Annotated in this window: 22 protein-coding genes and 1 pseudogene; 13 read left to right on the top strand and 10 right to left on the bottom strand. The window is 60.3% G+C overall.

Annotation, left to right across the window (positions count from 1 at the left end; translation table 11 throughout):
* The first annotated feature begins 92 nt into the window (after positions 1 to 92).
* The 5 genes from PWG15_RS21700 (at position 93) to PWG15_RS21680 (ending at position 5,329) form a co-directional block, all read left to right on the top strand.
* Positions 93 to 1,346 (top strand): ABC transporter substrate-binding protein, encoded by a 1,254-nt coding sequence (locus PWG15_RS21700; RefSeq protein ID WP_275026047.1) that lies wholly within the window; start codon positions 93 to 95, stop codon positions 1,344 to 1,346.
* Positions 1,347 to 1,411: 65 nt separating this feature from the next.
* Entirely contained in the window at positions 1,412 to 2,305 is an 894-nt protein-coding gene (locus tag PWG15_RS21695; RefSeq protein WP_275026046.1) for a carbohydrate ABC transporter permease, read from the top strand.
* Complete coding sequence (locus PWG15_RS21690; protein WP_275026045.1) at positions 2,302 to 3,138, top strand: carbohydrate ABC transporter permease; 837 nt, start codon at positions 2,302 to 2,304, stop codon at positions 3,136 to 3,138. Before PWG15_RS21695 ends, PWG15_RS21690 begins: the two co-directional genes overlap by 4 nt.
* 20 nt (positions 3,139 to 3,158) lie before the next feature.
* Positions 3,159 to 4,370: a trans-sulfuration enzyme family protein gene (locus tag PWG15_RS21685; protein ID WP_275026044.1), complete on the top strand. Its 1,212-nt coding sequence runs from the start codon at positions 3,159 to 3,161 to the stop codon at positions 4,368 to 4,370.
* An 8-nt stretch (positions 4,371 to 4,378) separates the two neighbouring features.
* Entirely contained in the window at positions 4,379 to 5,329 is a 951-nt protein-coding gene (locus PWG15_RS21680) for a carbohydrate kinase family protein (RefSeq protein WP_275026043.1), read from the top strand.
* Between the two features lie 234 nt (positions 5,330 to 5,563).
* On the opposite strand, the gene PWG15_RS21675 is transcribed toward PWG15_RS21680, so the two are convergent.
* Both PWG15_RS21675 and PWG15_RS21670 read right to left on the bottom strand, forming a co-directional pair.
* Complete coding sequence (locus PWG15_RS21675; RefSeq protein ID WP_275026042.1) at positions 5,564 to 6,874, bottom strand: epoxide hydrolase family protein; 1,311 nt, start codon at positions 6,872 to 6,874, stop codon at positions 5,564 to 5,566.
* Between the two features lie 101 nt (positions 6,875 to 6,975).
* A complete protein-coding gene (locus PWG15_RS21670; RefSeq protein ID WP_275026041.1) occupies positions 6,976 to 7,416 on the bottom strand; it encodes a VOC family protein in 441 nt (146 codons plus the stop codon).
* 366 nt (positions 7,417 to 7,782) lie between these two features.
* Between PWG15_RS21670 and PWG15_RS21665 the strand changes: the two genes are divergently transcribed.
* Positions 7,783 to 8,718, top strand: a complete 936-nt coding sequence (locus PWG15_RS21665; protein ID WP_425536799.1) for an alpha/beta fold hydrolase — start codon at positions 7,783 to 7,785, stop codon at positions 8,716 to 8,718.
* On the opposite strand, the gene PWG15_RS21660 is transcribed toward PWG15_RS21665, so the two are convergent.
* Positions 8,715 to 9,617 carry a LysR family transcriptional regulator gene (locus PWG15_RS21660; protein ID WP_275026040.1) on the bottom strand — a complete coding sequence of 301 codons (903 nt, stop codon included), beginning with the start codon at positions 9,615 to 9,617 and terminating at the stop codon, positions 8,715 to 8,717. The two genes, PWG15_RS21665 and PWG15_RS21660, sit on opposite strands and share 4 nt — an antisense overlap.
* A 111-nt stretch (positions 9,618 to 9,728) precedes the next feature.
* Here PWG15_RS21660 and PWG15_RS21655 point away from each other — a divergent pair.
* The 6 genes and pseudogenes from PWG15_RS21655 to PWG15_RS21630 all read left to right on the top strand — a co-directional run bounded on the left by PWG15_RS21655 (position 9,729) and on the right by PWG15_RS21630 (position 16,063).
* Positions 9,729 to 10,828 (top strand): IS3 family transposase gene (locus tag PWG15_RS21655; protein WP_425536772.1). Its coding sequence is split into 2 segments (ribosomal slippage): positions 9,729 to 9,981 and positions 9,981 to 10,828, totalling 1,101 coding nucleotides; the frame shifts between segments, so codons are not numbered across the junction.
* A gap of 909 nt (positions 10,829 to 11,737) precedes the next feature.
* Positions 11,738 to 12,727 (top strand): DMT family transporter, encoded by a 990-nt coding sequence (locus tag PWG15_RS21650; RefSeq protein ID WP_275026039.1) that lies wholly within the window; start codon positions 11,738 to 11,740, stop codon positions 12,725 to 12,727.
* 158 nt (positions 12,728 to 12,885) lie between these two features.
* Positions 12,886 to 13,077: pseudogene (locus PWG15_RS21645) on the top strand (type II toxin-antitoxin system VapC family toxin); the annotation flags it as partial.
* A 240-nt stretch (positions 13,078 to 13,317) separates the two neighbouring features.
* On the top strand, positions 13,318 to 15,060 hold the full coding sequence (locus tag PWG15_RS21640) for an adenylate/guanylate cyclase domain-containing protein (RefSeq protein ID WP_275026038.1): 1,743 nt from the start codon (positions 13,318 to 13,320) through the stop codon (positions 15,058 to 15,060).
* Positions 15,061 to 15,236: 176 nt separating this feature from the next.
* Positions 15,237 to 15,494, top strand: a complete 258-nt coding sequence (locus PWG15_RS21635; protein WP_275026037.1) for a hypothetical protein — start codon at positions 15,237 to 15,239, stop codon at positions 15,492 to 15,494.
* A gap of 92 nt (positions 15,495 to 15,586) precedes the next feature.
* On the top strand, positions 15,587 to 16,063 hold the full coding sequence (locus PWG15_RS21630) for a hypothetical protein (RefSeq protein WP_275026036.1): 477 nt from the start codon (positions 15,587 to 15,589) through the stop codon (positions 16,061 to 16,063).
* Between the two features lie 105 nt (positions 16,064 to 16,168).
* On the opposite strand, the gene PWG15_RS21625 is transcribed toward PWG15_RS21630, so the two are convergent.
* The 4 genes from PWG15_RS21625 to PWG15_RS21610 all read right to left on the bottom strand — a co-directional run bounded on the left by PWG15_RS21625 (position 16,169) and on the right by PWG15_RS21610 (position 20,413).
* Positions 16,169 to 17,482 (bottom strand): epoxide hydrolase family protein, encoded by a 1,314-nt coding sequence (locus PWG15_RS21625; protein ID WP_275027139.1) that lies wholly within the window; start codon positions 17,480 to 17,482, stop codon positions 16,169 to 16,171.
* A 131-nt stretch (positions 17,483 to 17,613) separates the two neighbouring features.
* Entirely contained in the window at positions 17,614 to 18,444 is an 831-nt protein-coding gene (locus tag PWG15_RS21620; protein WP_275026035.1) for an SDR family NAD(P)-dependent oxidoreductase, read from the bottom strand.
* A 331-nt stretch (positions 18,445 to 18,775) separates the two neighbouring features.
* Positions 18,776 to 19,666 carry a LysR family transcriptional regulator gene (locus PWG15_RS21615; protein WP_275026034.1) on the bottom strand — a complete coding sequence of 297 codons (891 nt, stop codon included), beginning with the start codon at positions 19,664 to 19,666 and terminating at the stop codon, positions 18,776 to 18,778.
* A 276-nt stretch (positions 19,667 to 19,942) separates the two neighbouring features.
* Positions 19,943 to 20,413: an alkaline phosphatase D family protein gene (locus tag PWG15_RS21610; RefSeq protein WP_275026033.1), complete on the bottom strand. Its 471-nt coding sequence runs from the start codon at positions 20,411 to 20,413 to the stop codon at positions 19,943 to 19,945.
* A 105-nt stretch (positions 20,414 to 20,518) separates the two neighbouring features.
* Here PWG15_RS21610 and PWG15_RS21605 point away from each other — a divergent pair, with 105 nt between their 5' ends.
* On the top strand, positions 20,519 to 20,737 hold the full coding sequence (locus tag PWG15_RS21605) for a hypothetical protein (RefSeq protein ID WP_275026032.1): 219 nt from the start codon (positions 20,519 to 20,521) through the stop codon (positions 20,735 to 20,737).
* A gap of 248 nt (positions 20,738 to 20,985) precedes the next feature.
* On the opposite strand, the gene PWG15_RS21600 is transcribed toward PWG15_RS21605, so the two are convergent.
* From PWG15_RS21600 to PWG15_RS21590, 3 genes are all read right to left on the bottom strand, one after another.
* A complete protein-coding gene (locus tag PWG15_RS21600; protein ID WP_275027136.1) occupies positions 20,986 to 22,299 on the bottom strand; it encodes an aspartate aminotransferase family protein in 1,314 nt (437 codons plus the stop codon).
* Positions 22,300 to 22,331: 32 nt separating this feature from the next.
* Positions 22,332 to 23,411, bottom strand: coding sequence for a phosphotransferase (locus PWG15_RS21595; protein WP_275026031.1), 1,080 nt, complete (start codon positions 23,409 to 23,411; stop codon positions 22,332 to 22,334).
* A gap of 130 nt (positions 23,412 to 23,541) precedes the next feature.
* Entirely contained in the window at positions 23,542 to 24,276 is a 735-nt protein-coding gene (locus PWG15_RS21590; protein ID WP_275026030.1) for an SDR family NAD(P)-dependent oxidoreductase, read from the bottom strand.
* Positions 24,277 to 24,514: the final 238 nt, after the last annotated feature.

Below are 24,514 nucleotides of genomic sequence, written 5' to 3'. Positions count from 1 at the left end.
TTGTGGTGTCACTATGGACACATGATTTTTGATGTGGCATCACTACATCAACGCAGCGGGAGGTGCTGCACAAGCTTTTTGGGGAGGAAACCGTGAAGCTGAAGACTGTTCTCATTGCAGGCGCATCCCTGGCGCTGACGACATTCCCGGCAACGGCCGGCGAACTTACGTTCTGGCACGCCTATGCCGGACAGCAGGACAAGGTCGATTTCATCAACTTCGCCCTGGACGCCTTCGCCAAGAAGCATCCCGACATCACGCTCGATGTCGTCGCCGCCGAACAATCGGCCTACAAGACGAAGCTGAACACCGCGATGGCCTCCGGCAATCCGCCCGACGTGTTCTATACCCTGCCCGGCGGCTTCCTGAACGCCTTCGTCAAGGGCGGCCAGATGTACGCACTCGACCAGGAGCTGGCCAAGGACGGCTGGCGTGAAAGCTTCCTGGAGAGCGCCATCGCCCAGACGAGCAAGGACGGCCAAACATATGCCGTGCCCGTCGACGTCGATTCCGTCGTCTTCTGGTACGACAAGGCGCTGTTTGCCGAAAAGGGCTGGACGGTCCCCAAGACCTATGACGAACTGATGGCGCTTGCCGAGAAGATCAAGGCCGACGGCATCGTGCCCTTTGCACTTGGCAACAAGGATTCCTGGCCGGCGACCTTCTGGTTCCAGTACATGGAAATGCGGCTCAAGGGCTCTGGCGTCGTCGCCTCCCTCGTCAATGGCGACGCGAACGCCACGCTCGGTCCGGAAGGTGAAAAGGCCTTCGAAAAGGTCGCCGAGATCGCCAAGAATGAATATTTCCCAACCGGCTTCAACGGCATGAGCGACCAGGAGGCAAACATGCTCTTCCTGAACGGTCAGGCGGCGATACTGCTCAACGGCACCTGGCAGATCGGCGCGTCCGCCGACGCGCCCGAAGGCTTCGATCTCGGCTACTTCGCCTTCCCGACCGTCGCGGGCGGGGCCGGCGACCAGACCGACGTGCTGGCCGGCGTCGCGGCCTCCTTCGGAATTTCGGAAAAGGCCGAGAACAAGGCCGACGCCGTGACGCTCCTGAAGTTCCTCTCCTCGCCCGAGGTGATGACCAAGTATGTGGAGTTGCGCAAGACGATGGTGACCGTCAAGGGCGCCACCACGGAAGCGGCCGCTGGCCCCGTGCTCTACGGTATCAGCAACGACCTGATGAATGCTGCCGGCCATCTCGATTCCTTCTACGACACCGCCATGCCGCCCGCTGCCACCAACACCTATTACACGGCCCTGCAGGGCGCACTGGATGGCTCCGTGACGCCGGCTGACGCCGCCAAGCGCCTCGAGGGCGCGCTGAAGGACAACAAGTAAATCTTCCGAAACCGCAGCCGCCGGCCTTCCGGCGGCTGCGCGCATTTCCAGACGCCGGCGGGATCATGAGCACGGACATCGGCCTAGCGAAAAGACACAATCGGGCGACGCTGCTCTTCCTGGCGCCGGCTCTGATCTTCGTCTGCGCTTTCATCGCCTATCCGGTGGTCTACGCCGGCTGGCTGTCGATGTTCGAATGGGATGGAGCGTCCGATCCCATCTTCGTCGGCGCTGGCAACTTCCTGAAGCTTGCCGCCGACCCCGTCTTCTGGGCGTCGCTCGGACGCAACCTCCTGGTCGCCCTCTCCGCGATCGTCTTCCAGGTCTTTCTCGCGCTCGCCATCGCCTATTGCCTGGTGCGCATCGTCCCGGCCTTCAGCCGCATCTTCCTGTTCTTCTATCTCGTACCCGTCATGGTCAGCGAGATCTGCATCGGCCTGCTCTGGCGCTTCATGTACAACCCCTATTTCGGGCTGGTGAACGCCGCGCTGAAGGCCGTCGGCCTCGACAGCTTGAAGCGCGGCTGGCTGGGCGAATCCGAAACAGCGTTCCTCGCCGTCGTCGTGGTTATGAGCTTCACTTACCTCGGCCTCTACGTGCTGCTCTTCACCGCCGCCGTGCGCAGCGTGCCGGAAAGCGTCTACGAGGCCGCCGAACTTGATGGCGCGGGCGATTTCCGCAAGTTCTTCTCGATAACCGTGCCCATGGTCTGGGACGCCGTGCGCGCCAACTCGCTTCTCGCCATCATCGGCTCGCTGAAGACCTTCTCGCTGGTCTTTGTCCTGACCAATGGTGGCCCCAGCCATGCCAGCGAGGTCGTCTCCACCTATCTCTACAAGATGGGTTTCGGCAGCTTCCAGATGGGCTATGCAGCGACCATTGGCTTCGTACAGATGGCGTTGACAGCGCTTGCCGCCTGGGTCGTCTTCCGCTTCCTGCGCCGCAAGGGGGACGCATGAGCGCCGTCCGCCGCTGGAACCGCACGAGCACGGTCGTGCTCATCCTGCTCACGCTGCATGTCCTGATGGTGATCTTCCCCTTCGTCTGGATGATCTACAGCACGTTCAAGACCAACAAGGAGTTTATGCGCTCCGTCTGGTCCTTGCCGACGAGCCTCAATTTCGATGCCTATAGCGGCGCCTGGAGCGGCGGCGCGCTCGGTGGCTACGCCGTCAACTCACTCATCATCATGGCTGGCGCGACGATCATCACCGTGCTGGTGTCGACGCTCGCCGGCTACGCGCTTGCCATCTATCGTCCGCGCTGGATGCCAGCGGTGGAGCTGTCGCTGACGGCAGCCATGGCCATTCCCGCCTATGTCGCGCTGGTGCCGCTGGTGGTGATGCTGCGGACGGCAGGCCTGCTCGATACACATCTCGGCGTCATCCTGCCGACAGCCGCCTTCAACGTACCGGTTTCGATCTTCATCATGCAGGCATTCTTCAACACGCTGCCGCGTGAGCTCTTCGATGCCGGTCGCGTCGACGGCGCTTCCGAATGGATGATCTTCCGCGTCGTCGCCCTGCCGATCGCCCGGCCCGCCATGTTCACGGTCGGCATCGTCAATATGATCTGGGTGTGGAACGACTTCCTGTTCCCGGTCGTCTTCATCAACAATCCCGCCCGCAAGACGCTGCCGGTTGGCCTTACCGATTTCGTCGGCGAACATGTCACCAACTATCCGGTCATGCTCGCGGCAATCCTGATGGCCGCCATCGCACCGCTCATCCTCTTCATCTTCTTCGAACGCCAGATCACGGCCGCGCTCATCGGCGGCGCCGTGAAGGAATGATCTTTCCAGGAGAAATGCCTATGTCCGACACGCCTTTCAAAGCCCTCGAATTTGCCAGCCGCGCCGTTTTCTACGAGCCGGAGGAGCATTCCCAGTCGATCAGCTACCCGATCTACATGTCGGCGAATTTCCAGTATGGCGGCGATATCTATGACCAGATCGTCGCCGGTGCGCGCAAGGAAGTGAACATCTATTCGCGCTGCGGCAACCCGACCGAATACAAGCTCGAAGAGCATATCGCACAGCTGACCGGCGGAACCGCCTGCCTTGCCACAGCCTCCGGCATGGCCGCGATCTCACACGCCCTCTTCGGCATCCTGAAGGCCGGCGATCACATCGTGGCCGATCTCACCACCTATTCCTCCACCCATGAATTCTTCGACCACCGCGCCCAGGATTTCGGCCTGAAGGTCAGCCTCGTGGACTGCTCGGACGTGCGCGCCGTCGAAAACGCCTTCACGCCCGAGACGAAGGTCCTCTATGTCGAAGCCATCGCCAACCCGACGATGAAGGTTCCACCGCTCAGGAAACTTGTCGAGATCGCTCACGCGCGCGGCATCGTCGTCATTTGCGACAACACCTTTGCCTCCCCCGCCGTCTGCCGCCCGCATGATTTCGGCGTCGACGTCGTCGTTGAAAGCGCAACGAAATTCATCGGCGGCCACAATGATGCCGTCGGTGGCGTCATTACGCTGAAGTCCGATATCCTGCCAAAGGATTGGCTGGAGGACGTGCGCTGGAACACGCTGAACAAGCTCGGCGCGCCGCTGTCGCCCTTCAACGCCTGGCTGTTGCTGCGCGGCGCGCAGACACTGGCGCTGCGGCTCGAAAAGCAGTGCGCCAACGCGCTGGCACTCGCCAAACACCTCGAGGCGCATCCGGCCGTCAAACGTGTCTTCTACCCCGGCCTGCCGTCGCATCCGAATTACGCCTCTGCCTCGGAACAGCTCATCGGCGGCGGTGCCATGCTCTCCTTCCAGGTAGATGACGAAGCCTGTGGCGTGCGGCTGCTGAAGCGCCTTCAGCTCTGCTCCTTCGCGGCCAGCCTCGGGGGCCTTCGTACCACCACGCAGGTGCCCGCCACCATGGCCTTCCTCGATATTCCGAGCCAGGAACGCGAGGCTATGGGCGTTGTTGACGGCCTCGTGCGTTTCTCGGTCGGCATCGAGCACATCAACGACATCATCGCCGACGTCGACCAGGCCATCGCCCTCATGCACGCAGATCTCTGAGGCGGGATATGGCCGCCATCGTCCTTCTCGGCGATATCAACATCGATCTCGTGCTCGCCATCCCCACCTATCCCGGCGAGGGTGGCGAGGCGATCGCCACCGGCCAGACCGCGATGATTGGCGGTTCGGCCACGAACACAGCCATCGCGCTTGCCAAAGCCGGGCACGATTGCCGCTTTATCGGCAGAGTGGGTGTCGATTCCTGGGGTCGCGAGGCATTGTCCGAGCTTGCCGCCGCCGGCATCTCCACACGCTGGATCGGCCACGACGAGCAGGAACCGACTCAGATCAACGTCATCACCGTCAGCCCCGTCGGCGAACGCACCATGTTTGCCTATCGCGGCGCAAATGCACGCCTTTCGGCCGCAGACGTCGATCCGGCAGCCTTTGCAGACGCTCAGCTGTTCCACCTTTCCGGCTATGCCCTGCTCCAGCCGCGCCAGACGGAAGCCGCCCTCGCCGCCATAGACCTCGCCGACGATGCGGGCATCTGTATAACCCTCGACATTCCCGGCGGCGTGGTGGCGGGCATCGCTGCGCAAGTAAGGGCGCTGCTTCCTCGGATCGACACGGTCGTGCTTGGCAGCGTCGATCTCCCCGGCCTTCTGGAACAGCCGAAAGAAGCGGACGAGAAAGAACTCATCGAAATGCTGTTGGCGAGCGGCGTCCGTCGCGTGGCGGTGAAAGGATCCGGCGGAGCGGCATCCTGCCTCTATCAGCTCGGCAGCATGGACAGCGCGCCGTGGTTCCCCGTCCAGGTGGTAGATACGATCGGCGCGGGCGACGCCTTCGCCGCCGGCCACATCCATGGCCGCGTCACGGGCCTTTCCGCCCCCGACTGCTGCCGCCTCGCCAATGCCTACGGCGCGCTCGCCGTCACACGCAAGGGCTCTGGGCAGGCGATGCCCGACCGAGACGAAGTCTTCGCCTTTCTGGAGAAGGCCGAGAACTCGGCCTGATAGCCTTTCCGTCAGCAAGGATGCGCTGCGCCGCTTTCGGCCAGCGCATCCTGGAGATCGCGGTATCGTCCTTTCCTGCAGGCGATGCGCTCGGCGCTCCGAACACATGGCCAGTCGCTGAGAAATTGCGCATCGCTGTCAAATGGCGAACACGGCGTATGCCGATCGACGGCAACCGACGTAGCTGCAAGAAACGGCTGCTGGGTGTCGCTGGCGGCCAAGGGGGATTAGGATCTAGCGCATCGCCTTGAAGCCTGCCCTGATCTCCCCGGCAAAGAGTTCGGGTTCCTCCCAGGCAGTAAAGTGGCCGCCCTTCGAGGTGCGATTATAGTACACGAGCTTCGGGTAGGCCTTTGACAGCCATTTCTTCGGCGGCCTGTAGACCTCCCCCGGAAACACGGTCACAGCTACCGGAACTGTGACCGGGGTGAGCTTCGCTCCTGCCTTAAGGTTCTCCCAGTAGATCCGCCCGCTCGACGGGCCGGTGTTTGTCAGCCAGTACAAGGTGATGTTGTCCAGGATGTAGTCTCTGCTGAGAGCCTGTTCCGGATTGCCCCGGGTGAATACCCAGTCCGCGATCTTGTCATAGAGCCAGGCGGCCAAACCGACCGGCGAGTCTGAAAGTCCGTAGCCGATTGTCTCCGGGCGCGTGCTGAGGATCGCAGCGTAACCGAAACCGTTGTTCAGGAAGTCGCGAGCCTCGTCGAAGATCTCCTTCTCGTCGGCCGACAGGGTGTCTGGAGCTGGCCCTCCGATCTTCAACGCTTGCGCGGCGTCCGCTGGCAGCGTCGTCGCGCCCTCGATCCTGTTGACGTGGATACCGAGCAGCCCGTCCGGAGCCTGACGCCCCAGAGCATCGCTGATGATCGCGCCCCAGTCACCGCCCTGCGAGACATAGTGGCCGTAGCCGAGCCGTTTCATCAGCCTGTCCCAGGCAATGGCGATCCGTCGCGCATCCCAGCCCGTAGAGGTCGGTTTCTGCGAAAAGCCGAAGCCGGGAATTGAAGGGATGACAAGATGGAAAGCATCGTCAGCCTCACCGCCATGAGCGGTGGGGTTTGTCAGTGGGTCGATGACATCCAGCAGCTCGAAGATAGAACCGGGCCAACCATGGGTCATGATCAGTGGAAGTGCGTTCTCATGACGAGAACGCACGTGGATGAAGTGAATGTCCAGCCCATCGATATGCGTCAGGAACTGGGGATACGCATTGAGCCTTCGCTCCGCCCGGCGCCAATCATAGGAGGACTGCCAGTACGCCACGAGCTCCTTGAGCTTCTGCTGCTCGACGCCCTGGGAGCGGTCCTTGACCGTTGCACTGTCCGGCCAACGCGTCGCCGCAAGGCGGCGTCCCAGATCGTTGAGTGCAGCCTCGGGAACGCTGGCCTTGAAGGGCCGGATCTCGTCGCTATTGATCGGCGCATTCACCGTACCGGCAGCGACGCTCGACGGCAGCACCGCAGCGGCCATGCCGATCGCAGCACCCGAAAGTAGAAACGAACGCCGTGTGACCTGGCTGTTCCCAGCCTTGTTCTCCAAGCCCATTTTCCAAGTTCCTTTGCGAACACTTTAGATAGTCTGCGAGCACATTCAGACGCAGTTCGGAGCCCTACTGATGGCGGCAAGGCTCCGAGCTTTGTTGGTGGTCAAGCCTCGTCTGGACCCTTACGGTAGACGAGGAACTTGTTTCCTTCAGGATCGCGGAAATAGGCGCAGTACGGGTCGCCACCGTCAGGCCCCCTTGGGCCGGGCGCACCTTCGTCGGTACCGCCTGCCTCCAATGCCGTGGCATGGGCGAGATCGACATGGGCGCGGGAGGGCGCTTCGAAGGCGATCATGTTTCCGTTGCCGGCGATTGCCGCTTCACCATTGAACGGCTTGGTCACACCGAATTCGAGGGTGCGGTGCCCATAGTAGATGGCGCGTCCGGGCTGTACGAGCACGCGGCCGATGCCAAAGACTGCAAGCAGCTTGTCGTAGTACGCGGCAGCGGCATCGAGATCGTTGGTACCGACGGTCGAGTGGCCCGGGAGTGCCCTGATCGTTTCCGGCAGCTCCTTTCGCAGAGAGGCAGTGATGTCGTTCATTCTGGTCTTCCTTCTGATAGCGAACCGATTTCTCTGGTCTCGCTGGTTCGGTTGGAATCGCGTGTCGAAAACAAGCGATCCGAGAATGAACGCAAATCTAGGGACGGAGCCGGGCAGCCGGTACTCAGCGAAACTGAGAGCCATCCTCTCATGTGCCTCTTGGCTCGATTGCGTCGTCGTCCCTGAACGGCAGGGCCGATAGCGGATCGCTGCCGAGGGATCCCTTGGGCTTGTGGCGGGCCATCACGTCGCCATTGTGCGTATGCCCGGTTCAAGAGGGTGCCTCTCGAAAAATCCATCTGCCAGCGGCCCGCTCTATGTCCGATCTTGTCGTCAGTTCAAGATTTGACCAGAAGGACGCACGACATGGTCTTCCCATCGTTCAGGAACTTCGCAGCAACCGCATCCGTGGCAATGGCATCGGCCGCATCGGTACACGCAGGCCCAAAGATCGGCTTCATCACGATCGACGAGACCATAACCCTCAGGCGCATGCATACTGACGCTGCTACCTCCAAGGGCACGGTTCTGTTCCTGCATGGGTTTCCGGAGACGTTGGCCGTCTGGAAGGGGATCGCTGAAACGCTCAGCAAGGAATACGATGTGCATGCATTCGATTGGCCCGGCTATGGTCAGTCGTCGCGCCCTTCCACGATGCAGTTTTCCTATTCTCCGAAGGATTACGCCAACATTCTCAAGGCCTACATAGACACCTCGGGGCTCGACCGATCGAATTTGGTCATCTACGCCTCGGATATCGGGGGCCTGCCGGCGCTCCTTCTGGCCCTCGACGAGCCGACCCTTGCGAAGAAGATCATCGTCGGCGACTTCGCGCCGTTCAATCGGCCACAATACATGTATGAAAGCCTGCAAAACCTGAAAGCCGAGCCGACGGCAACGCCGACGCGTGCGTACATGAACAAGACCAGCGACGAGATCCTGCAGAACGTGCATCGCCGCGGCCTCGCATCAGAAGCCCAATACGAAATGCCGACCGAGGTGCAATCGGACATGAAGGCGTCCTGGACGCGCGACGGTCTGACAAGCGTCGACGCATTCGCCTCCTACTACTCCCACTTCACGCGCGACCAAGAGTATCTCGAGGCCAACATCACCAAGCTCAAGATCCCTGTGAAGGTAATCTGGGGCGAAAAAGACGTGTACATCAGTTCGGAGATGGGCAGGGAGTTTGCTGATCGCACGAACTCGGAGTTCCACATTCTGACGGGTGTCGGTCACTTCCCGCACCTGCAGGATCCGAAACGGATCATCGAAGAGGTTCGGGCTGCGTTCGCGAACTAGCCTGCGACGCCTCGGCCGAAGGCCGCGCGAAGGCGGGGTAAAGCCCAGTCGACGAAGGACCGCACCTTGAGCGCGAGCTGACCCTGCCGCGGATAGACGATGTGGATCGGCAGGGGCGTTCGATCGAAAGCGTCCAGAACCGGCACGAGCGCGCCCGACGCCAATTCGTCCGGGATCTGATAGTCGAACAGGCGGGCGATCCCGGCTCCCCGAACCGCTGCAGCCACACAATTGGCCGCAGTGTTGACCTCGAGCCGGTTTCGAGGAACGGCCTCGATCGGGCGGCCGTCGACGTCAAACGTCCAGAAGAAGGTCCGCTTGTTGAACAGTATCCCGTCATGGTTGACGAGATCGTTCGGATGCTCCGGCACGCCGCAGCGCTGCAGGTATGCTGGGCTGGCGCAGGTCAGCAAGCGAAACTCTCCCGCCTTTACCGCGTACAGCGAGCTGTCCTCGAGGTCGCCCAGGCGGATCGCAATGTCTACCTGCTCCTCCACCAGATGCACGGTCCTGTCGAGCGAGAGCAGATTGAGCGAGACCTCCGGGTGGGTCTCCATGTAGCTGAGGGCGATCGGCATCACGTAGCGCGCGCCGAACTCGATCGGCATGGTGATCGTCAGGATGCCGCGCGGCATCTGGTACTCGCCGGACGCCCGGCGCTCTGCCTCTTCCAGATCCCCCATGATCCTGCGGGCGGCTTCGACATATGCCCTGCCCGCATCGGTGAGCTGAAGATTGCGACTGGTGCGCACGATCAGGCTAGCGCCGAGATGGCGTTCGAGCTCGGCGACTTTGCGGCTGACGCTAGGCAGCGGCGCATTCAGTTTCCGGCTCCCTGCGGAGATGCTGCCGGCATCAACGACGGCCAGCAACATCTTCATTGCTTCGAAACGGTCCATCCTACCCTCGGCAGCGCTTCTGACACGGCTTGAAACACTATAGTTCTATTGACCTGAGACCCTGATCTTCCTCCAAATTTTGGTAGAGTCCGTCACGGCGAGGAGACGGGCATGAAGCATTCACGGTTCACGGACGAACAGATTATCGGGATTTTGAAGGAGCAGGAGAACGGCTTGAAGACGGCCGATGTCTGCCGCAAGCACGGTATATCCGAGGCGACCTTCTACAAATACAAGGCGAAGTTTGGCGGCATGGAGGTTTCCGATGCCCGCAAGCTGAAGGCTCTGGAAGATGAGAACGCCAAGCTGAAGAAGCTGTTGGCCGAGACCATGCTCGATAATGCCATTTTGAAGGATGTTGCCGCAAAAAAATGGTGACGCCCGATGTGAAGCGGGATGCTGTAGCTCATGTCTGCGAGAAGCATGGTGTGAGCCAGCGTCGGGCGTGCGAGGTTTTGTCCATTGATCGGTCGAGCGTGCGATACCGCAGCATCCGGCCCGATGACGGTCATATCCGTGAAGCTATGAAGATGGTGGCGTCCGAGCGCCGTCGTTTCGGTTATCGGCGCATTCACGTCATGCTGGATCGGCAGGGGATCGTCATGAACCTGAAGAAGCTCCGGCGTCTCTATCGGGAAGAGAAGCTGACCGTGCGCAAACGTGGCGGTCGCAAGCGTGCCTTGGGCACGAGACGGCCTTTGGCATTGCCGTCGCGTCCCAATGAGCGCTGGAGCCTCGACTTCGTCAGCGACGCTTTCACGGATGGTCGTCGCTTTCGGGTCCTGGCTGTCGTTGACGACTTCACCCGCGAATGCCTGGCGCTGGTCGCCGACACATCGCTCTCAGGGGTGCGGCTTGCACGGGAACTGGATGCCATCATCGCCCGGCGCGGAAAGCCACGGATCGTTGTTTCCGACAACGGCACGGAGATGACGAGCATGGCCGTTCTCAAGTGGTGCCAAGGCACGCGCGTCGAATGGCATTACATCGCACCAGGCAAACCGATGCAAAACGGTTTCGTGGAAAGCTTCAATGGCAGCTTCCGTGACGAATGCCTCAACGAAACCCTGTTCTCATCGCTGGCACAAGCGCGGATAGACATCACCGAATGGAAGGAGGACTACAACCGAAATCGACCACATTCCTCTCTGGGCAATATCACGCCCTATGAGTTCGCAATGAAAATCGCTCTGGAAAAACAGGCCGCATGAGGCCAGATTGAAAACCCAAGACTCTCCCGAAAACTGGAGGGAACAAGGGTCTCAGGTCACTATTCTACGTTTCGAACCGAAGCTCTCTCTCTCTCTCTCTCTCTCTCTCTCTCTCTCTCTGATTTTCGCCTTCTCTCTTGGCCAAAGGTTCCAGAGGCGCACGCGCCGCCTGTGCCCAGATTGGTCGCACCCATGCAGAGAAATCAGAACGCTGGGCTCAATAAGACGCGCGCAATGCACACTATGTGTCATTCAACTTTGCCGAAGCGCCGCGACGTCGACGCTACAGGTGCGACATGCCGGCTGGCGTGTGGCCGGCCATGACTTCTCTTGCCGGCTATTCAGCTTCGATCATGGCCGCGTGAATGGAACAGACATCGTCCTGCGCCCAAGCGGTCGTCCGATCGCCCAACAGCGCGCACTGTCCGCGGATTTCCTTGCATTCGAACAGCGGCTTCCGTCCGGTTATGACGGCAGGAAATGTGACTTTCAGGACCACGAAACCGCAGCCCTGCAACAGATACTCGTCAGCAGCGGACTAACCAACAGGCGTTCGAAAGCTTGGCAAGACGCGGCGTCGTACATGGCAGATTTGCGTGATTATGCCGCCAACCGGTTGAGTGTCCGCCAGGCGATGGCAATTCTCGCAAGACCGTCACGAATCTAGACTTGGTTGCATCGCCGCCGACAAGGTGGCGCAGAACTCGGTCGCGCAATCGAAAAGGGACGCCCCCGTGAGTATCGAGCCGAATGCCGCTGTCATGCCAGGCCGCCTCAAAAGGCGGGCCGGAAATGGTGTGTGCCTTTCGCGGGTGGAGCGCCTCGCCAACCCGGTGGACCTTCACGCCTTCATGCCTTGCCAAAGGCATCGGCAATCGCCCTCTGATCGATAGGTTAGGTGGATCACACATGGATAAGCAGTTCACCATCGGCGTGCTTGCAGCCCTGTTCGCGGCTTTCGGCTTTTCGCTCAACTTTGTCGTTCCCTTTATCATCGGTGACTATTCCACGTTCGATTTCGCCCTCGTCCGCCATGTCGTCGCGGCAATGGTAGGCGTCGCCGTCCTGGCTTCGGAAAAGGAACTGCTGAAACACCTCACACTCCAAAACTGGTTTGCGACGGCAGGCCTGGCCTTCATCGGTTATGTCGGTTACTTCCTCACGGTGACTGGTGCCGCCATCTTCTGCGGGCCGGTGATCGCACCTGCCTTTCTGGGCCTCGTGCCGATCGTCCTGGCAATCCTCGGCAATCGGCGTCAGGGGTCCATGCGCTGGCACCTTCTGATGTTACCCCTTGGGCTGGTGTTGGCTGGCCTCCTCCTGGTCAACGGCGCCGCCTTTACGACCGAAAGCCTTGGATCGAACCAATCGCTCTGGATCGGCATTCCGCTGGCTCTCGCGGCCGTTGCACTTTGGGTCTGGTTTGCCATGGCCAATCAGGCAGCGCTTGCCAACCGGCCTGATATGCCCCTCGGGATTTGGTCCGCACTCATACTGGTTAGCGGTGGCGTTGAAATGCTCCTCTTCTTTCCGATCGGCGGGGCACTCGGGCTTTTCCAGCTTCCGACACTCGGCTTCGGATGGAGTTCCGCAGGCTCCCTTTATCTTTGGGGAGCATCCCTTTCGCTGATGGCGACGGTTGCCGGGGTGTGGGCCTGGAATGTCGCGTCTCGACGCTTGCCTGTGGCGTTGACGGCGCAACTGATCGTCTCCGAGACGGCCTTCGGCGTTATCGGCGGACTTGTTGTACACACGCGGTGGCCGACAGGAGTGGAAGCTGCCGGCGTTGGAGTCCTGATCGTCGGCGTGGTTTTGGCCATTCGAATCTTTCATCGCGATCACAGACAACAGAGCGAGGCTCTGCTCAGGTTTGCTGATATTCCGGCGGACGCTGGTTGACGAGAACTCCCTTGTCGCAAATGTCGGGGGCACCTTGCGCCTTGCACGGGATCGAACGGCCACTTCATGCTATTGACCAGGTTCGAACCCGTGGTCCCCGTATCGCCTACGCACATCCTACGACGGGCGCATCAGGAGGCGTAAAATTCGTCACCAACGACACCGAAGTCATGTTGATGATGGGGCGCCACGCCGTTTTTAGTATGCGCATTGGCTCAACCGACGCTCACTTGCTGGCCTCGGTTCTCCTTGATCACCAAGCGGCGTTGTGGACCAGAGACAAGCATCTGCGGGCAGCGGCCGAAAAGGCGGGGGCCTCGCTGCACATCCCTGCCAATGGGCGGAACTGAATGCTGAATCAAAGCGATAACCGTTGCTCATGCCGGTCAAGGGGCTGAGCCGCCAGACGCAAAGTTGCGCGGCGGCGCGACGCTCGCGACGCCGATCTGCACGGGCATCGAAATCGCGTCTTCGACAAGGCGTGCGATGTGCACCCGTAGTCGTCGGAACTCCATTCGGAATCGGCTGTTGGACTTCGACCCAAGGCGCAAATATCATAGAATCGTTGCCACCTTCGGGTAGATGCCCAAATGGCCGAAGAACAGGTCAAGCGCCGTCTTGCAGCTATCGTCGTCGCCGACGTGGTTGGTTATTCGCGTTTGATGGAGATGGACGAAGTTGCGACGCTGGCCGTGCTGAAGGAGCGCCGGGCGACAATTCTCCAGCCCGTCGTGCGCGCACATGGCGGCCGCATTGTCAAAGTGATGGGCGACGGGGTTCTCGTTGAGTTCACGAGTGCGGTCAACGCCCTGTCAGGGGCGATCGAGTTACAACGGCGCATGGCGGTTGCAAACGCTTCGCTGCCAGAGGCGCGACACATCGTCCTGCGCATCGGGATCAATCTTGGCGATGTTGTCGTAGACGGCAGTGACCTCTATGGCGACGGCATCAACATCGCCGCACGGCTACAAGGCCTCGCCGAGCCCGGCGCCATCTATGTGTCGGGGGGCATCCGCGACCAAGTCAAGCGGAAGCTCACGCTGGACTTCGCTGACCTCGGGTCGAAATCCCTGAAGAACATCGCCGACGAGGTCCATGTCTACCGCGTACTCTCCGAGCCGGCAGCCGCGAAGGATCACGCAGAAAAGCCGGGGCTGTCTCTGCCTGCCAGGCCGTCCATCGCGGTGTTGCCGTTCACCAACCTGAGTGGGGAAGCCGAATACGACGTTTTCGCCGACGGATTGACCGAAGACCTTATTACCGACCTTTCAAGGAATGCCGGCCTGTTTGTCATCGCGCGCCATTCATCCTTCGCCTACAAGGGGAAGTCGCTCGACGTCCGATTGATCGCGCATGAGCTGGGCGTCCGCTACCTCGTGGAGGGCAGTGCGCGCCGCGCCGCCGGCCGCGTGCGTATCAACGTTCAACTCATCGACGCTGTTGGCGGAGATCACCTCTGGGCCGAGCGCTTTGAGCGAAATCTCGAAGACATTTTCAGTGTACAGGACGAGATAACAGACAAGATCGTCGAGGCCCTTGTTGGACGTTTGGCGCAATCACCATCACGCAACCGTCCGAAGAGCCTGGAAACTTATGACCTTTGCGTTCGCGGGCGAAGTCTGATCTCAGCGTTCAACAGTTCCCCAGAAGCGCTTCGCGAGGCCGAGATACTCTTGAACCAAGCGGTGTCCATCGACCCGGAATATGCAGAGGCATTTCGCTGGCTGGCTTTTGTTTACTGGCAATTGTGGGCACAGAGCATCGAACCAACCGGAGAGAACCGATTACGCGCCCTTGAACTGGCCCGCAAGGCAGTAGCATTGGACGATGGCGACGCTGCCAGTCATTGGTTTATCGGATATCTGTTGGCCTATGAAAAACGCTGGCCCGAGTCCGATGAAGAGTTCGCAGCCGCCTTCACGCTAGAACCAAACAATGCGGATGCCCTGGCCATTCGTTCGGAGATTGTCGCGTTCGCAGGTCGTGCATCGGAAGCAATCGAACTGATCCAAAGGGCGCTTCGACTGAACCCACATCCGGCCGGATGGTATTACTGGCAACTCGGGTTCGCGCACTACGCAGCCTGCCAATATGAAGAAGCCGTCAAGATTCTGCGTATGGAGGCGATCTACCGCAGCCCCTCGCGCCGCATATTGGCGGCTAGCCTCGCCCAACTCGGACGCAAAGACGAGGCGATGCGTGAGGCCGCTCTTTTCATGGCGATGACCCCGAAGTTCACGATCTCGCACTGGGCCGCAGCACAACCCGCCCGCGATCCAGAGACAGTCCAGCGCTTCATCGAAGGCTATCGCAAGGCAGGATTGCCGGAATGACGGCTTGCCGGTTGTGATGACGCGTTCGGCTCCGAAGGCACCATCGCCGCCGAACCTGGTACGAGACACACAAGCGCGATCAATCGCCGCTGCGGGGCCTGGGCGGTCATTTCATGTTGCTACACAATGGATTGTGGAGGAGACTTGCATTCAGGCGTGACCTGAAGGCAAAAGCGATGGATTTCGAGAAGATCGGACGGGCACGCCTCATGATGCGACTGCCGAGGCATCGGCAACAGCTTGCAGAGCTTAGGTTCCTTTCGCTGAGTACCCTGTTGGAAGCGTATGGCATCGCGGTGATCACCCGGGACGAACTCCGAGAACACGCGATTTCAGGCGAACCTCTGATCGCCCGAAGCGAAAACGACTGTCAGGCGATCGAAGACAAGGTCGTGAGATTGCTCACCAATATCAGTCCTCGCCTTGTCACTTGAGTGACCGCCTCCCGGCCTGTGACTTTCCAGGCGATCGGACACTGCCTCCCTTCGCAATGTTGCTTCGCACCCTCGAACGCTACAGGCAGACGATGAAGCAACAGCAATATTTCCACGTCGTCGTTTGGACCACGCAGAGTGGCAAGGAACCGATCTTTCTGTTCGGGGACCTGAGTGAGAAGCAGCTCAAAAGGCAATTTCTCAAGCCTTATCGCACCGGCGGGAAGATCTTTGTCCAGCAGAAAGTTCTGAAAGCGACAGAGCTGACGGCGGTCAGGATCATCGAAACGCCGAATGTGAAAGACGAAGCTCTCAAGGCGGTGCAAGAACGCAGCTTGTGGTGGATAGAGGAGTTTAGGCGACAGCGAAAGTGGTCATCGATGACTTCGGCCGGCTACGGCTGGGACGATGCGGACATCGTCTACGTCAATGGCGATGTAACCAAAAGCTACATCTCCGGAGGACCTGGCTCGCCTAGTCTCGTGACGCAAATTGTCCACAGCCATTGGTTCCGCGTCGCTGGTATCGGACTTGTTCTTCTCGCGCTCCTCGCCTGGCTTAACGTTTGAGCCCCCGGTATGGGTACATGCACTGCACACCGACGTTCCGGTTCGAACGGGACGGGTGAAGTCACCCGCCCCGCTGTCGATATGCTAGGATGTCGTGTGTTGGTGCTACCGCACTGACCGGAATGCGTTCCGGAGCTCGGTCACGAACAGTTGCGGCTGCTCCCATGCGGCGAAATGGCCGCCTTTCTCCACCTTGTTGTAGTAGATCAGCTTCGGGTACGCCTGTTCCGTCCAGGTCCGCGGTGCTTCATACTGCTCGCCGGGAAAGACACTGACGGCAACGGGGATGTTCACACCTTTGGTGTTGAAGAAGCCGCCTTTGTACTCCCAATAGAGGCGCGAGGCAGACACACCGGTGTTCGTTAGCCAATAGAGCGTGATGTTGTCGAGTATCTCGTCCCGCGTGAGTTCGCCCGTTGCGCTCGTCGTTCGAGTGAGAGCTTCGTCGATCGCCGCGGCCGGCTGCCCGCCGGCGTCATTATGGTCGAGCAGCCACGAGGCGAGGCCGACGGGAGAGTCTGCGATGCCGTAGAGGGTTTGCGGACGTGAAGCCATAAGACGGGCATAGTCGACCTGTTTGAACGTCCGAACCAACTGCTGGTACGCCTTGGTTTCTTCTGCCGAGAGTTTCGCCGGAGCCGGTGAACCTGTCTGAAGAGCCCTGTCGACATCTTCCGGAACGGTTGCGGGCATGTTGGTGTGAATGGCCTTCAGGCCTTTTGGTGCCTGCAGCCCCATCTGATCCACGACGAATGCGCCCCAATCACCGCCCTGGGCCACATAGTTCTGATAGCCGAGACGCTTCATCAAGACGTCCCAGGCGCGGGCCATATGTTCTGGCCCCCATCCGGTTACTGTCGGCTTTCCGGAGAAGCCATAGCCCGGCATCGACGGGATCACCACGTCGAAGGCATCAGAGGCTTTGCCGCCATATGCCGTGGGATTGACGAGCGGGTCGATGATCTTCAACTGCTCGATGACCGAACCCGGCCAACCATGCGTCACGATCAGCGGTAGCGCGTCTTTATGCTTGGAGCGGACATGGATGAAATGAATGTCCAGCCCGTCGATTTCGGTCGTGAACTGCGGGTAAGAGTTGAGCTTCGCCTCGACCTTGTGCCAGTCGTAGTCCGTCGCCCAGTAGCGGGCGAGTTCCCGGATTTTCGAAAGTTGCACGCCTTGCGAACTGTCTCCCACCGTTTCCTTCTCAGGCCAACGCGTGTCGCGGATGCGTTCCCGGAGTTGCCCGAGTTGCACCTCGGATGCGGTGTACTTGAAAGGCCGGATTGACAGGTTCGCCGCGCTGGCTTGCACCGGCAACATGGTCGCTGATCCGACCATGGCGACGGCTGCGAGAAGATATCGAAGAGATGCACTCTTCCTCCTGGCACCAGGTGGTTGATTCAGAATATCGGTCATGTAACCCATTCCTCTTTGCTATGGCAGCGAGGCGCCGGCCTCCTGCTCGCGTGGATGCGGGCCAATCTCTGTCGAGAGTTTCTCGGTCCGCGAATGGGGGAAATCTAAGTTCGAGGATGAACGCTCGGTACTCAGGGAAAATAAGAGCCTTCCTCTCGTTTCGATGTGTTGGTTCCGTTTGCGCGCCGATAGCGATGCGCGGGTTCGCTGTTCACCAATTCAGCCAGGAGGGTGGTTCGGGCGTTCTCGTAGTCCATCCAATGACGGGAGCGTGCCAGTGAAGGCATGGTGACTGGCTCCCGACGGTCGAAACCGACCAGGGCCGCATCTACCAGGTCGTTTGCTGTCATCATGCCGGGAAAGATTTCCGGCCCCGGATCGGGAAAGGGCCACACGTCAGTACGGGTCGCAGCAGTAAGGACGAGTTGGACGTAGACCCCCGATGCTGACACCTCGTCTTGCATCGTGCGGGTCAGGGCCATCGCAAACGCTCTGGCCGCACCATCCACGCCACCGGAGATTTCAGGGGCCAGACCGACGGCGGACGTCACGTTGATGATTGCGCCTTTTCGGCGCGACGCCATGCTGCGAACAGCAGCCGCCGAAATGCGCGCATATGCTCTCACATTGGTTCCGAGCAAACGGTCGAGATCCATCGACCGCTCTTCGGTCAATGCTCGGCCCGGAGGAAGGGCGAGATTGTTCACGACAACGTCAAAGCCCTCAGCAAAGATCCGCGCTTCGATCCTATCGAGGCAACGGCCTTTGGACAGATCGCCCGGGAGAACCTCGATCTCGACAGCGGTTTCTGCCCGCAGCATTCGCGCAAGAGCGGTGGGGCGCTCTGCTCGACCAGCGAGCAAGGCGACATTGTATCCTCGTCGTGCGAACCGGTCCGCATAGAGCATTCCGATGGCGCAGGACGCGCAGGTGACAAGAGCTTTGGGATTGGGTTGCGCCATGGTTTTTGTCCTTTCGCAACCGGTCTATTTCGTTCTCACGCAGTACGGGACTTGCCAAAGTCGAGAGGCTCCCTCTCACCTCCGCTTACGCCTGACCGCGGAGAAGCCTCGAGTTTCGCCGGACAGCACAGGCAACCACAGTTCGGACGTCCGCCCGACATGCAAGGAGTTCCAGTCGGTTCCGGCGATATCACGTGGGCGGACGCTTTCGCCCGCCACAATTCCAAGTTCACGCGTGAGGGAGGCTATCGGGAGACAGACCGGAGTAGGCTCAAGGGCCTGTGAAGGTAACTGGGAGCGAAGAGGCATCTGCGTCAACAAAGTCGCTGCCCTAGCTTCTCGTATTCGCTCTCAGCCGCGGTAAGGCCCAATCTATGAACGACCGCACCTTCAACGCAAGAAGTCCCTGGCGCGGATAGACGATGTGGATCGGATGGGAATCGCCGCCGAACTCGCTGAGGATCGGCACGAGAGCACCCGAGGACAGCTCGTCTGGCACCTGGTAATCGAAAAGACGTGCGACGCCTGCGCCTCTCAGCGCTGCGGCGACACAGTTGGCCGCTGTGTTGACCTGGAGTCGATTGCGCGGAATGGCCTCCACAGCCTTGCCGTCCACGTTGAATGTCCAGAAGAACGTTTGCTTGTCAAAAATGATCCCATCATGCTTCGCAAGCTCACTGGGATGCGCGGGAACTCCGTGGCGATCCAGATAGGCCGGGCTGGCGCAGGTCAGTAGACGAAACTCGCCAGCCTTCACGGCATAGAGGGAACTGTCAACGAGATCACCAAGCCGGATCGCGACATCGACCCCTTCGTCGACAAGGTGAATGCTGCGATCAAGTGACAGAAGGTTCAATGATACTTCGGGGTACTCCTCCAGAAAGCTCAGGGCGACCGGAAGGACATAGCGGTATCCGTAGTCGATCGGCATCGTGATCGTCAACGTTCCGCGAGGTGACTGGTATTCACCGGAGGCGCGGCGTTCGGCTTCTTCGATATCCCTCATGATTTTGCGGGCGGCTTCCGCGTACTCGCGCCCTGCGTCGGTGAGTTGCAGGTTCCTGCTTGTGCGAATGATGAGGTTTGCCCCAAGGCGCCGCTCGAGATCGGCGACTTTGCGGCTTACGCTTGGTAGCGGGGCATTGAGAGACTTGCTGCCGGCCGACAAGCTGCCGGCGTCGACCACGGCAAGGAATACCTTCATTGCATCAAGACGATCCATGGCATACCGCGCGAACGTTTGACGCCTTGTTGGTAATGCAAATCTGGGCAGGTGACCAGACGTCTGCGGGGCAGTGGAGCATTGAAATCGATGCGTGCGACATCCGTCCGGCGATCCGCGTTCCGACCCTGATCACCCAGCGGACCGGCGACTGCTGGTTTGAAGCCCAAAATGTGCGCTACTGGCAAGCCGCATTGCCGGCGCGACATGTGGAGCTTGAGGCCGGCCGTCGGCTGCGCCGGCTAAAGCACGAGCGTCTGCACGGTCCCGGCATATTCACAGGCGAGCTTCCAGCTGCCGCCGTCCTGCCAAACCCGGAGGAGTTTCTCCGTCACCCGGCGCCGGCCGGATCGCGTCAACGATGCAGCGATATTGTTTCGCATTGTACGTGAACTCAAACGTATCGTGCTCGGCGACCTCCTCGTCGATGCTGTTTGCGAAGGGATAGGGTGCGTACATCGCAGCGGTGTGGATGGAATGAACGGTGGTGACGGGCGTGCCATCCAGTTCCGTCAGTTGCGCGGTCGCGATACAACCTCGGTGTTCGTCGCCCGACAGGAACACGACATGCTTGATCTTACCGTCTGCGATGACGCCCAGGACATCGCGCAGGCTGTTCGGATAGCCGTCCCAGCCGTCAGATTGTCCGGACCGAGACTGCGGTCGCGCTGGTTCGCCCGGCGATGGCGCGGCAGGAACATCGACGGCGACGCGATGAATTTCGGTCCGTTGCCGGTTCCGAGCCATGTCGTCAGCTGGTCCATCGTCGTTCCAACGCCAGTCTTGAACAAGGTCGCGTTGCCGAGGCCCGCACCGATCTTGCGGTGCAGCCTTTCGCCCCGCGTGTCGAGCATGAAGAACCGGAAGCCCTCGAAGTCGAAGATCGCCTGTTTCGGCTGCAGGCCACGCTGGTACTTCTCCAAGGCCTCAATCCCATCCTTTCTCAGATCAGCATTCGCGGGTATGTCGTTCGTCTGGAAGGGTGGCATGGCCGAAGCCCAACGGCTCTGCCTCAGGCGAGACGAGGCGATGCTCGCCGCCGAACTGCGCCGCCGGCGGGATCGGTTCTGAAGTACCCTTCGTGCGTTCATCCGGACGTACGGCGCGCCGCATCGTCCGCCAACTGTCGAAGGGCGGCACTACGCAAGGAGATTCATTGCTCTCGAAGAGGCATCGCCGTCGCGCTCAGGGCGCTGAAAAGCGATGCCCTTCAAGATCCGGCGAACGTGCAACATTTGGCTACATCCACCACTACGAAGACGTCTCCATCCACGGACAGACTTTCAGAGGAACAGAAACCTCAATTCGCCCGCAGAGCCTTACTCGATGTCGGATAGCACGTCCTTCAAGGTGGTCAGGAATACATCGGCATTTTCTCTCGAAAACGGCAGGGGCGGCCTGATCTTGAGGGTATTGCCGTGCTTGCCTGCCGCGCTGATCAGCACGCGTCGATCTCTCAGGCCATTGACGACCTTAAGCGACAATTGGGCATCTGGCTCACGGGTTGCTCGATCCTTCACGAACTCCATCCCGAGAAACAAGCCGCACCCCCTGACATCGCCGATCGAAGCGAACTCGTGCCGGAGGCGCTGCATGCCGGCGAGCAAGTAGGCGCCGGTGTCCTGCGCATTGCGCATGAGTTCTTCGCCCTCGATGACATCGAGCACCGCCGATGCAGCGGCGATCGAGACGTTGTTGGCGCCGAAAGTGTTGAAGTAACGGATGTCCTGCCCGAAGCGCTCCTGGATCTCGGACTTCATGACGGCCGCAGCGATCGGCATGCCGTTGCCCATCGGCTTACCCATGACGACGACGTCAGGAACGATGCCGTGGCGCATGAAGCCCCACATATGCGAGCCCATGCGTCCGAAACCAGGCTGCACTTCGTCCGCAATATAGAGAGCGCCCGCCGCATGCAGGACGTCGACCACCGGCTTGAGGAAACCGGGAGGGTCAGAGAAGATGCCGTCCGTTGAGAAGATTCCGTCGGCGATGAAGGCGGCAGGCGTAATGCCGCGGCGTCTCATGAACGCAATCGCGTTCGATACATCTTCGGCGAGCGCGTTACCGACATCGCGTCCACCGGCGCGATAACTGTCAGGGGCGGGCACCGTCACGACATGTTGCCCAAGCGGCATGCTCGGCCCGAGCGAGGGGGAGATTTCCGCAGCCGCCGTCGTGACACCGTGATAGGCATTCTCGGTGATGATGACACCGGTTCCTCCGGTGTAGTACCGCGCCAGACGCAGCGCCAAGTCCACTGCCTCGCTGCCGGTACAGGTATACATCACGCGATTGAGCTCGATCGGAAACGTTGCGAGCAAGCGCTCGGAATAGTCGAGTATCTGCTCGCCGAGATAGCGGGTATGGGTATTGAGTTGCGCGGCCTGCCGGGCGATGGCATCGACAACATGAGGATGACAGTGCCCAACCGACGGCACGTTGTTGTAGGCATCGAGATAAGCCTCACCGTCGGGTCCATAGAGCCAGACTCCGTCAGCACGAACGATGTGGACCGGCGTATCGTAGAACAACCGATAGGACGGCCCGAGCAAGGTCTGGCGTCGTTCGATCATCTTTCGCTCGCGCACCGGAAGGCTGTCCAGTCGGGTGGCATCGAAGCCGTTGATCATGGTGACGGCAGGCCCGTCTGAAAGGTACTTGTTCATGTTCTATATCCTTGTCGGGAGGCTGCACGCAGTCGTTCGATTGCGCTTTCCCTCGGAATGGCGTCAAGCCGCGCCAGTTGCGCCCAAACGCTGGCACTGCGGATGGTGAAGCGCGCTGCATGCTCGGGAAACAACCGCGCCCGCCATTGGGGGATCGCGAGCCGCATCACCAGTCGCATCACCGCCGCAGTGTAGACGAGTGCGATTTCCGCATCGGAAAGAACGCATTCGCCGCAATACCCCCCGATGAGGTCGCACATCGCCTCCACCGGATCATGCTCGGCGCCGATCTGGTAGGCGGCTGCGACGCCCACGTCGAAGAGAATGGGTGCGTGGACCATATCGCCGAAGTCGATGATGCCGGTAATGTCCTGCGGCCGCGCCGGGTCGACCAGGATGTTCTCCATATTGAAATCGTTGTGGATCACCTGCGCCGGCAGCGAGTGCAACACGGGTATGATCTCCGCCTCGAATTCGTCGATCGCCCTTTCGAGCCTCGCCCTCTCGCGCGGATCCGCGAATGCGGGCATCAAATCGCGCGTGCCGCCGGCATGTTTCATGTCCCAGGTTATCCTGTGAGATGCGGCCGCGTGGGTAAAGCTCTTCAGCGCCTTCTGCATCCGCCCGAGCAGAGCGCCGACTTTCCGGCGCTGAAGCGGAGAATTCGGCGCCGTGCGCTGCGCGATCCCCGGGACGAAAGTGACCATTCGCACACCACGCTTGCCACCGTCGTCGGCGACGAACCGGAAGTCGGCGGCTCCGTCACGGGTGCGGATGATGCGCTGGACGGGAATGCCCGGGTCCATCGCTTGAACATGCAAGAGCGCCTCGCTGTGCATGCTGGTGACGAGCGGATCCTCCGCCGGATTGAGGATTTTAAGGAGATAGGCGGTTCCATCCTCAAGCGTCAGGCGATAGTTGCTGTCCTTTTCTCCCCACAGCCATTCGGCCCGGCCAATGAGCCCGTAATGGTCACGGGCGATCTGCTCTGCCTGATCGGGCGGCACCGCAATCGCACTTGTCTCCAGCTCGGCACCAAGCATGCGCTCAGCGGCATTCGTCGTCGTTGCGGACATCGCGTTTCACTTTTCTTGCCTGTCGCGCGCACCCGACACTGGCGATCGAAATCGCTAGCGAATGGGCAGAGCGCAAGTCGTTGAAGGGTGGCAACGAATTCACGTTTCCGCCCGGAAATGCGGGTGATGCTCAGACGTGCTGACCGCCGTTGATGTGAATCTCCGCACCGTTGATGTAAGACGAAGCTTCCGTGCACAGGAAGTAGATCGTTTGCGCCACTTCGCGCGTGGTACCCAGCCGGTTCAACGGCACCTGAGACTTTACGAGCTCCGCTGTTCCGGGTGAAAGGATGGCGGTGTCGATCTCGCCCGGTGCGATTGCGTTGGCACGGATACCGAGCGGCCCGAATTCATGGGCGAGCTCGCGCGTCAGTGCGGCCAGTCCTGCTTTCGACGCGGCATAAGCCACGCCTGCGAACGGGTGGACGCGAGAGCCGACAATCGACGTGACGTTCACGATCGAACCCTGCGCCGCTTTCAGTTCCGGCAGCAACGCACGCGCCAGCAACGCCGTCGAAACAACGTTGACGTTAAGGACACGCGTCCAGGTGGACGCATCAGTGTCAGCGACACCAAGACGCGACCCTCCGGGCCCCTTCGGCGAGATGCCGGCGTTGTTGACGAGCGCAGCGAGCTTGCCGTCTGGCAGGCGCTCGCGCACCGCCGCTGCCAGGTGTTCAATGCCCTCGAGATCTTCAAGATCTGCCTGAATGTGGCTTTCGCGCGCGGAGGGCCAGCGGCATTGTTCGGAAAATGGCTGGCGCGATACCGTCAATATCCTCCAGCCGTTTTCCTGGAAAAGCTTCACAGTTGCATGACCAATACCGCGGCTGGCACCTGTGAGAAGCATGTAGTTGACGGTCATAGGGCACTCCGAATGGGGGCAATCAGGACTGATGCCCTCATGCTATCGCGCGACCTTGCCTTCTCAAGATTTTTCTTGGGGCTGCGACGAGTCGTTGCACGCATAAGCAGCTATGAAGCGCACCGACGCGCGCATTGAGCGTTCTTCAATGCGATCCAAATACACGCCAATCTGGGAACTGTTTTCTAGTGAATGGCCAGTTTCAGGCCATTAACAGAATTAGATAACGAAATATCTC

This window comes from Ensifer adhaerens, assembly GCF_028993555.1.
In the GTDB taxonomy this organism is placed as follows: Bacteria; Pseudomonadota; Alphaproteobacteria; order Rhizobiales; family Rhizobiaceae; genus Ensifer; species Ensifer adhaerens_I.
This window is presented reverse-complemented; position numbering and strand designations above follow the sequence as displayed.